Below are 14,042 nucleotides of genomic sequence, written 5' to 3' on the forward strand. Positions count from 1 at the left end.
TTATTCGCCTCTTGGAAACCGTTGATTTTCTTCAAGGACGTTCAAATCCATATGGTTGCGCATATAGCGCTCACTTGCCTTCTGAAGCGGCTGATAATCCCACGGAAAATATCCGCCTTCGCGTAGCGCCTCATAAACGACCCAGCGACGGGCCTGACTTTGGCGTACATCAGCGTCAAACTCTTCCAAGTCCCACCGCTCTGCTGCCATCATTCTGAAACGTTCAAGCACCTCAGCATGCTCGACAGTTTCTAAGAGATTGTTGTGCTCGTGAGGATCTGCCTCCATGTCAAAAAGCTGCTCTGGATCGAGCGCGCAGTTGGTGTACTTCCAGCGCCCATGCCGAAGGCAAATCAGCGGCGAATAGCTCGCCTCGGCAGCATATTCCATGGCCACCGGGCTTGTGCGCACCCCGCCCTGCCCCAGCTTCACGAGGCTTTCGCCTGTCGTCCACGGCATGACTTCGACCATACTCACACCGGCAAGGTCACAAAGCGTCGGGCATACATCAATATTGCTCACTGGCGTCTCAACCAGCCCAGCCTCCATCTGCGGCGCTGCAATCATCATCGGCACACGTGCAGAGCCTTCAAGGAAACTCATCTTAAACCACAATCCGCGCTCGCCGAGCATATCGCCATGATCAGAGACAAACAGGATCGTCGCCTCTTGTCGCGTGCTCTCAAGAGCCTTCAGAATTTCGCCCACCTTGTCATCAAGGTAAGAAATATTGGCAAAATATGCGCGCCGCGAGCGGCGGATATCTTCTTCTGTGATGTTAAAAGATCGCCAGTCATTGGCATCAAAAATGCGCTTGCTGTGGGCATCGTGCTCTTCATAGTCCATCGCCGGAACTTCAGGCAGAAGATGCTCGCAATCCTCATACAAATCCCAGTATTTCTTTCGTGCCACATAGGGATCATGCGGGTGGGTAAAGCTCACTGTGATACACCATGGCCGCGTATCCAGGCCGCGCCCATAGTCATATATCTTTCGCGTGGCATGATAGGCCACCTCATCGTCATATTCGAGCTGATTGGTGATCTCTGCCACACCAGCACCAGTTACGCTGCCCATGTTATGATACCACCAATCAATCCGCTCACCTGGTTTGCGATAGTCAGGTGTCCAGCCAAAATCGGGTGGATAAATATCTGTGGTCATGCGCTCTTCAAAGCCATGCAGCTGGTCCGGTCCGACAAAATGCATCTTACCTGAGAGGCACGTCTGATATCCCGCACGGCGTAAATGGTGAGCATATGTCGGAATGCTGGAGGCAAATTCAGCTGCGTTGTCATATACTCCCGTCGCACTAGGGAGCTGACCCGACATAAACGCCGCGCGCCCTGGAGCACAAAGCGGGCTGGCAGTATACGCGTTTTTAAAACGGGTAGAGCGGGCGGCCAGTTTCTTAAGGTTGGGCACATGCAACCAATCCGCAGGCCCATCAGGAAAAAATGTGCCGTTAAGTTGATCAACCATTAAGATCAAAATGTTGGGCTTGCTCATTTTTGCTCCCTTTGGTCTAGCTCAAGCTGGACATATCCCATGATCTGTTCAAGCGCTTGCGCGCCGTTTGGCGCTGCTTCACCGAGAGATTGCCTCAAATACACGCCATCAATCAAAGCCGCGACGCGGCTGGCGACCATCTCAGCGCGCGTCTTGACCAGTGGACGCAATCCATGAGCCAAATTGGAACGCAGGCGACGGTGATAGACATTTAGCAGCCGCTTGGCCTCAGGCGACACTTGTGCCAAAACATAGAAGTTCATCCACGCCGCAACGGTTTCAATGCGAAAATTGCGGCTTGAAAACGACGCACGTATTATCGCCTCAACCCGCTCCGCAGGCGTATCCGCCATGGCGAGCGCTCCGCGCACCTCAGCAGCATAAACACCCATAGTATACCTCATCGCAGCGACGAGTATCTGCTCTTTGCCTCCAAAATAGTGATGTGCCAAAGCGCTCGACATACCCGCTCGCCTTGCAATCTGGCTCACGGTAACATCAAGCGTGCCGTGTTGGCCGATTTCGGCAATAGTGGCTTTTACCAGAGCCTGTCTTCGAATAGGCTCCATTCCAAGTTTCGGCACAATTACACTCCAAAAGGTTTGCTATGCTGAGATTGTTTTGTTTTTATTGACGCGTCAATCAATAAAAACGTCACCCATAGGAGTTTGAGTATGAACCTGAAATATTCCCTATCCGCGCTTGCGCTTTTCGCTGCCACATCTGCCATGGCTGAAGACCAATGTGACAAAGTCACTTTCTCCGATGTCGGCTGGACAGACATCACCGCGACAACAGCGGCCACAACCACAGTGCTCGAAGCTCTGGGTTATGAAACAGATACCAAAATCCTCTCAGTACCAGTGACCTACACGGCTATGGCACAGGGCGACATCGACGTCTTCCTCGGCAACTGGATGCCCACAATGGAGGCTGATATCGCACCTTACCGTGAGGCCGGCACCGTCGACACCGTGCGCGAGAATCTCGAAGGCGCGAAGTACACACTCGCCGTCAACAAAGCCGCAATGGACATGGGCATCAAAGACTTTGCCGACATTGCGCAACACGCCGAGCACTTGGACGGCAAAATCTACGGTATCGAGCCAGGCAATGATGGAAACCGCCTGATCCAGACTATGATTGATAGTGATGCTTTCAGCCTCTCAGGCTTTGAAGTTGCAGAAAGCTCAGAGCAAGGCATGCTGTCACAAGTAGAGCGCGCGACCAAAAAGGGCGAGCCAATCATCTTCCTCGGCTGGGAACCCCACCCTATGAACGCCAACTTTGAGATGGGCTATCTCACCGGTGGCGATGACTTCTTCGGGCCTGACCTAGGAGGCGCAACTATCTATACCAACACCCGCGCAGGCTATGTCACGGAATGCGCCAATGTGGGAGCGCTGCTCAGCAACCTCAAGTTCACATTGGCCATGGAGAACCAAATCATGGGCGCTATCCTCAACGACGGCACCGACCCGAAAGAAGCAGCAGCCTCATGGCTCAAAGCCAACCCTGATTTGGCGATGGGGTGGATTGAAGGCGTCACTACAAAAGACGGCGGCGATGCCGCAGCAGCCCTTAAATCGGCTCTCGGTCTCTAAGCTCGGTGTGGCGGGGCCAACCCCGCCACACTTAACTCCAAGTCAAACCTATCCTCAGCCTATTCTTCAGCGCATAGCCCCCTCAGGGGCGAGCACCAACAGAAAGCGACTTCATGCAATCATCGTGGCTCGCAGCCCTTGTCAGAGACGACGGAAAGCTTGAAGTCGGCAAACTCATCGCAGCCGGATTCGACTGGTTGATCGATAATTTCGGAGATGCCTTTGATCTCCTCGAAACGCTCCTAAGCACAATAATTGACGCGCTGCTCAACGTGCTACAGTTTCCGCACCCCTATGTTATGGTGGCGCTCTTCGCGACGCTGACATGGGTACTGCAGCGCTCAAAGGGACGTACCATTTTGGTCGCACTCTGCTTTGGCTTTGTGATCAATCAGGGCTACTGGGAAGAAACAACAGAAAGCCTCGCACTAATCTTTTTTGCAGGCCTGTTCTGCATGGGCGTTGGCGTCCCTATCGGGATATTCGCTGCGCACCGCCCGCGGGTATACAAGGCGCTTTTGCCAGTCCTCGACATGATGCAAACGATCCCAACGTTTGTCTATCTTATCCCGATGATCGTTCTCTTTGGCATCGGTATGGTCCCAGGGCTCGTAGCAACGTTTATTTTTGTCCTCCCCGCCCCCATCAGACTCACGCACCTCGGCATATCCCGCACCCCCGTGACACTGATTGAGGCGGCACGTGCTTTCGGTGCTACCCCCCGCCAGCTTCTCTGGAAGGTTGAGCTTCCGTCTGCCCTGCCTCAGATCATGGCGGGCCTCAACCAGACCATCATGCTCTCGCTCTCAATGGTCGTAATCGCCGCCCTCGTCGGCGCGGACGGCCTCGGCGTGCCTGTGGTGCGCGCGCTAAATACCGTCAACGCAGGCCTTGGCTTTGAAAGTGGTCTTGTCATCGTTGCCGTCGCCATCGCACTGGATCGAATGCTTCGCGTGGAGACGCCCACATGACCCAAGATATCGCAGTGAGCTTTCAAAACGTCTCGATCGTCTTTGGGCAAGCGCCTGCAAAAGCCCTCCCGCTGATGGATGCAGGTCAAAACCGTGCGGAAATACAAGAGCATACAGGGCAAATTCTTGGCGTGCACAATTGCTCTCTCGATGTGAAGCAAGGCGAAATCTTGGTGCTTATGGGACTATCTGGCTCAGGCAAATCAACGCTTCTGCGCTCTGTAAACGGCCTCAACCCAGTTGTGCGCGGCGAGGTACAAGTCTGCACATCCAAGGGCATGCAATCCGTCACGCAAGCCTGCTCACAAGACCTGCGCGAGCTGCGGCTCACTCAAATCTCTATGGTTTTTCAGAGTTTTGGCCTTCTTCCTTGGCGCAGCGTTGCCGAGAATGTTGGCCTCGGCCTTGAGCTTGGTGGCATGAGCCATCAAAGCCGCGCAGACATCGTAGCAAAGCAACTGGCGCTTGTAGGCCTTTCTGACTGGGCCAATCACAAAGTCTCCGAGCTTTCGGGCGGTATGCAACAGCGCGTCGGACTTGCTCGCGCCTTTGCCACAGATGCGCCAATCCTATTGATGGATGAGCCCTTTTCAGCTCTCGATCCGCTCATTCGCACCCGCCTCCAAGATGAACTTCTTGAGCTGCAAGCCCGCCTTGGTCGAACGATCATCTTTGTGAGCCACGACCTTGATGAAGCCTTCAAAATCGGTGGGCGTATTGCGATCATGGAGGGTGGCAGGATCGTCCAATGTGGCACACCGCAAGAAATATATACGAAGCCTGCAAATGCCTATGTTGCCGATTTTGTCGCGCATATGAACCCGCTTGGAGTGCTTACAGCTCGTGATGTCATAGCGCCACTTACCGGTGACGCGACCGGAGAGATAGACGCAAGCGAAAAGCTTGTAGCCCTCATGCCGCATTTCCAAGACAGCGAGGCGCCTATCAAAGTCATGCACAACAGAGAGGCCATCGGCGAGATCACAAAGACCGCCCTGCTCAAACGCCTCATCGCGCCAAAAGCATAGGCCTCGCCACTTCTTTTCCTTACCCTAATTATCGGGGGGTGTTGGAAGCCTCTCACTCCTCTCCCAGCGAACCAGAGCACGGGTGCCCCCTTAGATCAAAACTTGGGCGCGGGCACCGCGGGTGTTCTTATCTTACGCTTCATGACCGCTTCACGCATCGTGATAAAAGCAATCGAGCCAATAATCACCAAGCCACCAATCACAACCCAAGGGTCGACCCCTTCACCAAAAACAACAGCCCCGAGTAAAACTGCCCAGACCAACTGTAAAAAGCTCACAGGCTGGGTGACAGTCACGGGCGCCGCTGCAAAAGCCATCGACATCGTATAGTGTCCAGCAGTTGCCAAAGCTGCGACAGCAAACAACACCACGAGCTCGCTCCCTGTCGGCGTCACCCAATTTGCAAGCGCAAGCGGTGCAAGCCCGATAGTCACTGTGATAGACAACATCGTCACCACTATCGCAGGGTTGGTTTCATCAGACATAAGCTTTGCCACAAGATAGGAGGTTGCAAAGAAAACCGCTGCGAAAAGCATCGCAAGATGCCCCATTCCCACTTCTCGAAAGCCAGGCCGCAAAATGATCAGCGCGCCCACGAGCGCCGCCACCACAGCCAAGATCCGACGCAGCGCCAGCTTTTCCCCCAAGAAAAGCGCCGCGCCGAGCGTGACATAGATCGGCGTCAGATAGTTCATCGCAGTCACATCTGCGATCGGGATCCGCGCCATCGCGTAAAACCAAAGGGAAACACCTCCCGTATGGGCGATTCCGCGAAGCCAAAAGAGCTTGTGCTGGCGTATCGTGAGCTGGCTCTGGCGCATCGCATTGATCATTGGCAACAGAAACACCAATCCCATCGAATAGCGCAAAAAAGCCGATTCTGTCGCAGGAATGCGCGTGCCATTGTATTTCACGAGAGCCGTCACAGCGACGAATAGAAGCCCTGTAACAAACATCCAGAAAACACTTTTCACAGGGCGATATGTCTGAAGATCATTCATTTGTTAATGAAGCCATGTTGCGCAGACCGCTTCAAGCTCAAAAGCGAAGTTAGAAGAGAAGCTTGGCCGCAATTGCCCACATGATGAGTCCGATCATCGCATCCAGCGCTTGCCACGCCCTTGGCTGTTCAAAGAGAGGTGCGAGGTAGCGCGCGCCATACCCAAACGAAAAGAAGAAAACAAAGCTGGCGCTCATCGCCCCCATAGAAAAACTTAGCTTATCGTCCCAACCTGCGCTGATGGAGCCGAGAAGCACAACAGTATCAAGATAAACATGTGGGTTGAGCCAAGTTAGCAAAAGGACCGTCGCCAAAACGCCCTTCAAAGAGCCTTTGACGGCCCCCTCTGTTCGCAGCACGCTAGCGCCTTGCCACGCCGATCGGAAATTTGAAGCTCCATACCAGAAGAGAAACATGGCGCCACCGTAGCGCATCAACGGTTCAAGCCATGGTACGACCTCAGCGAGCGAGCCAAACCCAGCCACACCCGCCGCAATCAACACGGCATCAGAGAGCGCACAGGTAAGGCAGGTCACGAAAACATGCTCTCTTTTGATCCCCTGACGCAGGACAAAAGCATTCTGAGCGCCGATCGCGACAATAAGTGAAAATCCGAGGGCAAATCCCGCGATGGCAGCTTGCATTGAAAAATGTCCCTAATTTTTTCTTAGGGTTAGCGTGAACGATACGGTAATACAAATTAACGAATTAGGAATGGTATTAGAAATATTATTGAAGTTTGATCCAAAACAACTCACAGCTCTCACTGAAATTCTTCGACTTGGCAGTTTTGAAGCTGCCGCCGACGCTCTTGGTGTCACCCAATCCGCAATCTCACAGCGCCTCAAGGCGCTCGAAGACAACTTCGGCAGCATATTAGTCCAGCGATCCACGCCCTGCCGCGGGACGGCTGCCGGCCTGAGGCTCGCTGCACACGCCAATAGCGTCACCCTGATGGAGGCAGAGTTATCCCGCGAACTCAGACAGGGCGCGCACGCCTCACAAGCCCTTAAGCCTGTGGTTATTGCAGTCAATGCAGACAGCCTCGCAACATGGGTACCAACAGCCCTCGATAGCAGCGGTGCATTCCGATATGAGGTGCTCGTTGATGACGAAAGCATCTCTGCCGAGTGGCTGCGTCGTCGCGAAGTTATGGCCGCGGTGACAACACAGGACAGTCCCCTGCGAGGCTGCAACGCCTACCCGCTCGGGTGCATGCGCTATATTTCGACAGCCTCGCCAGCATTCATACGACAGTGGATGCCTGAAGGCCCCACACCCGCCACTCTTTGCAAAGCTCCGATGCTGAGATTTTCAGCCAATGACAATCTTCAGACAAACTGGCTCAGACAACATTTCGGTGCGGGGCTAAATCCTCCAGTACATTTCATCCCTTCCACCACAGTCTTTGTAGAAGCCACCTCCACAGGCCTCGGCTGGGCGCTCAACCCAGCGAGTCTTGTCGAACCTCACCTTGCAAATGGAACATTGGTGGAAATTTTGCCCGCAAGCCATCACAATAATCCTCTCTATTGGCAAATCAGTCGTATCCTTGCACCCGCTCTTTCAAGCCTCACTGACAAACTGCGCCAGAACGCAAAAAAAGGCGCTCGAGCCTCTCTAGCCCAAGCGCCACTTCAATAATATCTCACCTCAGTTTCAGCCTGGCGCGTTACTCGTCGCCGAGCTGCGACATAACCTCGTCCGAAGCCTCAAAGTTCGTTGTGACAGTCTGAACGTCGTCATCATCTTCCAAAGCATCAACGAGCTTCATAAGCTTTTGCATGTCCTCAAGGCCCATCTCCGTGCTGATGCTTGGCCGCCAGATCAGCTTGGTACTTTCGCTTTCGCCCAGTTCGGCTTCAAGCGCCGTCGACACTTCGTTTAGGTCCGTATCGCCACACCAAATCAGATGCCCTTCGTCTGTACTTTCCACATCCTCAGCACCCGCCTCGATCGCCGCCATCATGACAGTGTCCGCGTCGCCCACAGAGGCCGCATAGCTCACAGCGCCCTTACGATCGAACATGAAGCCTACAGAGCCTGTTTCACCAAGATTGCCACCGCATTTTGTGAAGAGCGAGCGTACATTGCTGGCCGTGCGGTTGCGGTTGTCTGTCATCGTCTCGACAATCACCGCTACGCCATTGGGGCCATAGCCCTCATAGCGGATTTCCTCATAGGCTTCGCCTTCGCCGCCCACGGCCTTCTTGATCGCGCGCTCAATGTTGTCCTTGGGCATAGACTGTCCCTTGGCTTCTTTCACGGCCATTCGCAAACGTGGGTTCTTTTCTGGGTCGGGGTCACCCATCTTGGCAGCAACAGTGATCTCTTTGGAAAGCTTGGAAAAAAGCTTGGAGCGCAGCTTGTCCTGACGCCCTTTGCGGTGTTGAATATTTGCCCATTTGCTGTGGCCGGCCATGATAAGCTCCCGATCATGATATCTACAGTTTGGCCCTCTATAAGTGATGGAGGCGGTCGTGTTCAACCACTCCCGATGTGCCGCACCCGAAAAGGCGGTCAAGCATGGAGACAGAGCATCGGGACAAGTTGATGCACAAATCGTATTTTTCCCGTGCAAGGCCCCCACAGCCCGCGCTAGAAAACCCTTATGACACAAGATCAAATCATTCTCTTCTCGCTCTTCGCTGGCGTTTTTGCACTCTTGCTCTGGGGCCGCTGGCGCTATGATCTCGTAGCGTTTGCGGCTCTCATGCTCGGAGTCGTACTCGGTGTCGTCGAGACGAAGCACGCATTTGATGGCTTCGGGCACCCAGCGACTATTGTCGTCGCGCTGGTGCTCGTGGTTTCCGCAGGGCTCGTTCGCTCAGGGGCGATCTATTTGATCACACGCACACTCGTGGACAGCACACGCTCTCTTGGCACACATATCGCCATTATGGGCACAATCGGTGGTGTGCTCTCGGGCTTTATGAACAATGTTGCCGCCCTCGCCCTGCTCATGCCTGTCGACATCCAGACAGCCCGCAAAGCCGGCCGAGCTCCTGGCCTGTCGCTTATGCCACTTAGCTTCGCAACCATCCTTGGCGGAATGGCCACTCTCATCGGCACGCCACCCAACATCATCATTGCCTCCATTCGCGAAGATGCAGTTGGCGAGCCCTTCTCGATGTTTGATTTCGCTCCTGTCGGCGGTCTAACGGCTGTAGCGGGCCTCATATTTGTCGCGCTCATTGGCTGGCGGCTTATCCCCAATCGTGAAGATGCGCTCAAAGCTGTGAGCGACATGTCCGCCTACATTGCCGAACTCACAATCCCCGAAGGATCAAAACAGATCGGCAAACGACTTGGTGAGCTTGAAGACGCCGCTGAGGCCGCGGATGTCGCAATTCTAGGCCTGATGCGCGGCGGCAAGCGGCGCTATGGCGCAGCAAGAAACTCACTCCTGCAATCCGGTGATATCCTCGTCCTAGAAGCCTCCCCCGAAGCGTTGGACGAATTCCGCGCAACTTTGGGACTAGCGTTTGCTGAACGAGAGCGTGAAGAGAGAGTCAAGGCAGCAGGCGAGGGCCTTGATCTCGTGGAAGTCGTGGTCACCGCTGAAGCGCGGATAGTGGGAAAAACAGCGCTCAGTATCGGTCTCTCATGGCGCAAACAAACCGTGCTCATGGGGATCTCGCGCGCTGGTCATAAGATAACAAGCCAGATCCGCAAAACTCAAGTGCAAGCAGGCGATATCTTACTTCTGCTTGCCCCTAAGGGCACTGGCACTGAGGTCACAGACTGGATTGGCGCACTGCCTTTGGCAGATCGTGGTCTAGCTGTCACACAAGATAGCAAAACATGGCTCGCCATCGGACTTTTCGTAACCGCTGTCGTTGCCGCCTCTGTCGGGCTCGTCTACTTACCGATCGCGCTTGGCATTGTGGTGGTCGCTTACATCCTACTCAAAATTTTGCCGCTCACAGAGCTCTATGACCATATTAACTGGCCTGTCGTCGTCCTCCTGGGCTCTATGATCCCGCTCGGCGCAGCGCTCGAAAACTCAGGCGGAACTGAACTCCTCGCAGGTGCACTTCTAGGCTTTACCGATGCCATGCCAGCTTGGGCGATCCTGACAGTGCTGATGCTCGTCACCATGACGCTGTCGGATGTGCTTAACAACACGGCCACAACAATCGTCGCAGCCCCCGTCGGCATTGAAATGGCTCGAGCGCTCGACGTGTCCCCAGACCCTTTTCTCATGGCTGTCGCCATTGCGGCCAGCTCAGCCTTCCTCACGCCCATTGGCCATAAAAACAACACGCTCATTCTTGGTCCTGGGGGCTACAGCTTTGGCGACTACTGGCGCATGGGGCTGCCATTGGAAATTATCGTGGTCACCGTTTCGATCCCACTCATCCTTGTGTTCTGGCCTCTCTAGGGGAAGTGCATTCAGGCAGCTTCTTTGTAACAATGCCCGAAGACGACGCGGGGGGCTAGCGTCTCGCAACGTTCGGGCTTTACAAGGCCAAACTCGAACGAACTTAGAGCGGCCACAATAGCGGTATCAATGCAGACGCCAAAAGTCCCACAGAGAGATTGAGCGGAATCCCCACACGCATAAAGTCCGTAAACTTATAACCCCCCGGTCCATAAACCAACATATTGGTCTGATAGCCAATTGGCGTTGCGAAGGAGGCACTTGCAGCTACCATCACGGCAACGACGAGAGGCCGCGCATCAATTCCGAGCGCATCAGCAACTCCAATTGCCACAGGCGTGATGACGACAGCCACTGCATTGTTACTTACAAGCTCGGTCAAAACAGAGGTGAGCAGATAGATTGCCCAAATAATTAGAAACGGTGGCAAGACCGACAGCATTGGCGCAATCCCACGCACAATCATTTCAACCGCTCCAGTTGCCTGCAAGGCGGCACCAATAGCCAGCATCGCAAAAATCAAAGCGAGTAATCGCCCATCTACGAAAGAAAAGGCTTCATCCGCATCAATACACCTCGACAACAGCACAACAGCCACAGCCAAGATTGCCAACAAAAAGATCGGGGCAACTCCAAACCCTGCCAATGCAACCAAGGCAATCAAAACTCCGATGGCGAGCGGAGCATGGCCGCGACGAAAGGCTTTGGCTTGTGGTCGGTTTACTTCAACAAGATCCATATCCGCTGACAGCCGGTGAATATCATCAGGAGCACCCTCTAGCAAAAGGGTGTCGCCAACGCGCACAATGAGCTCATCAAGCTGACGACCAATATTCTGGTTGCGACGATGTACTGCCAGTGGATACACACCATAGCGCCGACGCAAACGCATCGCGCCCAGCTGACGCCCGACCATCTTCGCCCCGGGCGTGATCAAAACCTCCACAGTGGTTGTCTCGAACGCCGACACCTGATCAACGCGCTTAAGTTCTTTATTGCGCTGTAAGCTAAGAAGCTCTGTCATCTCGGTGCGCAAAACCACTCGGTCCCCTGTCTGCAGACTCACTCCTGCAAGATTTCGACGCAACGAGGCATCACCGCGGATCACGTCAATCAGGCGCACCCCATCGCGCTTGAAGAGCTGCACGCCGCTCACCTCACGGCCAATAAGGTTGCTCTCTGCTGGGATAACCGCCTCGGTGAAAAATTTCATCTTTGAACGGTTGCTTAGCAAGCTCGCCATACTATCGCGCTCAGGCAAGAGGAGTGGCGCAATAAAGCGCAAATACACCATCCCCCAAACGACCAGAGCAATGCCCAACGGCGTAACTTCAAAAATACTGAATGCCTCAAGCCCACCTGCGCGAGCGACACCATCCACCAGAAGATTGGTCGATGTGCCAATGAGTGTCAGAGTCCCGCCCAGTATGGCAGCGTAAGACAAAGGGATCAAAAGCTTGGACGCAGACATGCCCATGGTTTTGGCCAGCTGCACGAAAACAGGGATCATCACAACCACAACGGGCGTATTTGACACAACCGCTGAGGCCAAAACAACAAACCCCATCAGCATCCCCATCGCCAAGGCAGGGTTGGTCAGCGCCAACTTATCAGCCACCGACGTAAAGGCCTGCAGAGCGCCTGTCCGCACGAGAGCACCCATAACAATAAACATTGCTGCGATGGTCCATGGCGCAGGGTTCGCCAAGACTTCAAGCGCGTTTTCATATGGCAACAGCCCAAGAACCAGCATCAAAGCGGCTCCCGCAATTGCAACAACTTCGGCAGGGTAAGTTTCACGCACAAAGAGCGCAAACATTCCCAGTACCACCAAAAGTGTAAGCACAGCCTGCATCGTTTGGTTCAGTTCAAAAATACCCATAAGGTCGCGCCTCTGTTCACTCGTTAACCCATTGTCACGCCTTGTCGCCTAAGCCGCAAGCTCTTCTCTGTCGCGTGGCTGCACAAGGAACATGCCCAGGAGCATCAATCCCAAAGCGCCCCAAATATAACCTGAATACGCCTCATCTAGGATCAACATCGCCCAGCCGACCCTGAAAATGGTGACAAGACAAGAAACCTGTGCTGCAAAAACAGCCCCTGCGCGCCCCACAAGCCAGACATAGCCCGCATAGACTAACGCATGTACAATTGAGCTGAGCACAAGCGCGCTCTCAGGCGCGCCAAAGCCGCCCAGTGGATTCAGCCAATGCCCAAAGCCAAGCGCAAGCGGGAAGCTCAACACCGCACCGAAAACAGATGCGCCAAACAAAACCTCAATTGGATCAAGGCCCGCCGTACCAAATTTTCCGACAAAATTGCCCTCAAGCCCGTAGAAAAACGGCGCAATCAAAGCCAGCGGTATAAATGCGACCATCGCGCGGTCCGGCAGGCTCGCCTCTGGCCCCACAAGGAGCGCCACACCGCCAAGGCCAAGACCCAGCCCGACAACCCGTGCTATGCTGAACCGGTCCTGTCCCAACGCCAGCGCAATTGGAAAGGCAAACATAGGCACCATCGCGATCACAATCGACATAACCCCAGCAGGCAAATGAGCTGCCGCGCGATAACTGGCCGCATTGGGCAGGATCGTACCCAGAAACGCGATGGCAAGATAAAGTGTAATCTGCCGTCTCCCCAGCGCCAACCGTCCGCCACGAACGAACACAATCGCCCCAAGCAAAACAGCGCCGATCACCATCTGCCAAAACACCAGTCCAAGCGGCTGATGTCCTGTCGAGACAGCGATTTTTGATAAAGGTGAGGTGATCCCCCAGCCTGCCCCCATAATCAGGAGTGCAAACATTGGCCCCAAATTTCGGCTCAAGGCGCGCTCTCCTGAAGTCTTCCACCAATTCGCACAGGCGTCACCTTGAGCGCCTTGCCAGTCCGGTCGTCCGTTTCAACATATACGCCCGAAAGCGTGGCCTCTTCCGTAGCAGGCGTAAAGCGGCTCTTAGACATACCTGTTACAAAGCGGCGCATCGGCTCGGCTTTTTCCATGCCAATCACGCTTAGATAGTCTCCACACATGCCCGCATCAGTGAGATAAGCCGTGCCTTTGGGCAAAATCTGCGCATCCCCCGTCGGCACGTGCGTGTGCGTGCCCACGACAAGGCTCGCGCGCCCGTCGCAGTAGTGGCCCATTGCCATTTTTTCAGATGTGGCCTCGCAATGCACATCGACAATGGCCGCCTGCACAGCGCCGCCCAGAACATGGGTTTTGAGCACAGTCTCGATCTGCCCAAATGGGTCTTCAAACGCCCGTTTCATAAAGACTTGCCCTAAGACTTGTGCCACCAAAATCTTGCGGCCACGTCCGTCCTGAAAGACACGCGCCCCGGCGCCGGGGGCGCCTTTTGCAAAATTTATCGGGCGCAGAATGCGGGGCTCACGACCAATAAATTGTAACATATCTTTTTGGTCAAACGCATGATCGCCTAGTGTCAGGCAATCCACACCCGCGTCCAAGAGCGCCTTGGCATGTTCTTCACTCAAACCCATGCCGTTGCTGGCGTTCTCGCCATTCACCACAACAAAATCGAG

At 54.5% G+C, this 14,042-nt stretch carries 13 protein-coding genes; 5 read left to right on the top strand and 8 right to left on the bottom strand.

From position 1 onward, the window contains the following. Together betC and betI are read right to left on the bottom strand one after the other, a co-directional pair. Nucleotides 1–1,509 (bottom strand): choline-sulfatase, encoded by a 1,509-nt coding sequence (betC, locus tag P8O11_RS01320; RefSeq protein ID WP_300290848.1) that lies wholly within the window; start codon nt 1,507–1,509, stop codon nt 1–3. After that, complete coding sequence (gene betI, locus P8O11_RS01325; RefSeq protein WP_300290871.1) at nt 1,506–2,078, bottom strand: transcriptional regulator BetI; 573 nt, start codon at nt 2,076–2,078, stop codon at nt 1,506–1,508. Before betI ends, betC begins: the two co-directional genes overlap by 4 nt. 105 nt (nt 2,079–2,183) lie before the next feature. Here betI and choX point away from each other — a divergent pair, with 105 nt between their 5' ends. The 3 genes from choX to choV all read left to right on the top strand — a co-directional run bounded on the left by choX (nt 2,184) and on the right by choV (nt 5,112). Next, nucleotides 2,184–3,113 (top strand): choline ABC transporter substrate-binding protein, encoded by a 930-nt coding sequence (choX, locus tag P8O11_RS01330; protein ID WP_300290850.1) that lies wholly within the window; start codon nt 2,184–2,186, stop codon nt 3,111–3,113. A 113-nt stretch (nt 3,114–3,226) separates the two neighbouring features. After that, the gene (gene choW / locus P8O11_RS01335; protein WP_300290852.1) at nt 3,227–4,084 is read left to right on the top strand and encodes a choline ABC transporter permease subunit; all 858 of its coding nucleotides are present in this window, start codon (nt 3,227–3,229) and stop codon (nt 4,082–4,084) included. Beyond that, a complete protein-coding gene (gene choV, locus P8O11_RS01340; protein WP_300290853.1) occupies nt 4,081–5,112 on the top strand; it encodes a choline ABC transporter ATP-binding protein in 1,032 nt (343 codons plus the stop codon). The genes choW and choV overlap by 4 nt, the downstream gene beginning before the upstream one ends. 95 nt (nt 5,113–5,207) lie before the next feature. On the opposite strand, the gene P8O11_RS01345 is transcribed toward choV, so the two are convergent. Both P8O11_RS01345 and P8O11_RS01350 read right to left on the bottom strand, forming a co-directional pair. Beyond that, nucleotides 5,208–6,113: a DMT family transporter gene (locus P8O11_RS01345; RefSeq protein WP_300290855.1), complete on the bottom strand. Its 906-nt coding sequence runs from the start codon at nt 6,111–6,113 to the stop codon at nt 5,208–5,210. Nucleotides 6,114–6,162: 49 nt separating this feature from the next. Continuing rightward, a complete protein-coding gene (locus P8O11_RS01350) occupies nt 6,163–6,756 on the bottom strand; it encodes a LysE/ArgO family amino acid transporter (RefSeq protein WP_300290857.1) in 594 nt (197 codons plus the stop codon). Between the two features lie 70 nt (nt 6,757–6,826). Between P8O11_RS01350 and P8O11_RS01355 the strand changes: the two genes are divergently transcribed. After that, entirely contained in the window at nt 6,827–7,756 is a 930-nt protein-coding gene (locus tag P8O11_RS01355; protein WP_300290859.1) for a LysR family transcriptional regulator ArgP, read from the top strand. Nucleotides 7,757–7,784: 28 nt separating this feature from the next. On the opposite strand, the gene P8O11_RS01360 is transcribed toward P8O11_RS01355, so the two are convergent. Continuing rightward, nucleotides 7,785–8,534, bottom strand: a complete 750-nt coding sequence (locus P8O11_RS01360) for a YebC/PmpR family DNA-binding transcriptional regulator (RefSeq protein ID WP_089889809.1) — start codon at nt 8,532–8,534, stop codon at nt 7,785–7,787. 189 nt (nt 8,535–8,723) lie between these two features. Between P8O11_RS01360 and P8O11_RS01365 the strand changes: the two genes are divergently transcribed. Continuing rightward, nucleotides 8,724–10,496, top strand: coding sequence for an SLC13 family permease (locus tag P8O11_RS01365; protein WP_300290863.1), 1,773 nt, complete (start codon nt 8,724–8,726; stop codon nt 10,494–10,496). 103 nt (nt 10,497–10,599) lie between these two features. Here P8O11_RS01365 and P8O11_RS01370 read toward each other — a convergent pair whose 3' ends face one another. The 3 genes from P8O11_RS01370 to P8O11_RS01380 all read right to left on the bottom strand — a co-directional run. Next, on the bottom strand, nt 10,600–12,378 hold the full coding sequence (locus P8O11_RS01370) for an SLC13 family permease (protein WP_300290865.1): 1,779 nt from the start codon (nt 12,376–12,378) through the stop codon (nt 10,600–10,602). Between the two features lie 48 nt (nt 12,379–12,426). Continuing rightward, the gene (locus tag P8O11_RS01375) at nt 12,427–13,323 is read right to left on the bottom strand and encodes a DMT family transporter (protein ID WP_300290867.1); all 897 of its coding nucleotides are present in this window, start codon (nt 13,321–13,323) and stop codon (nt 12,427–12,429) included. Continuing rightward, a partial coding sequence (locus P8O11_RS01380) for a TIGR00282 family metallophosphoesterase (protein WP_300290869.1) occupies nt 13,320–14,042 on the bottom strand: 723 nt, incomplete at its 5' end. The genes P8O11_RS01375 and P8O11_RS01380, both read right to left, overlap by 4 nt.

Origin of the sequence: Lentibacter sp. (assembly GCF_029254145.1) — a bacterium.
Classification (GTDB): domain Bacteria; phylum Pseudomonadota; class Alphaproteobacteria; order Rhodobacterales; family Rhodobacteraceae; genus Lentibacter.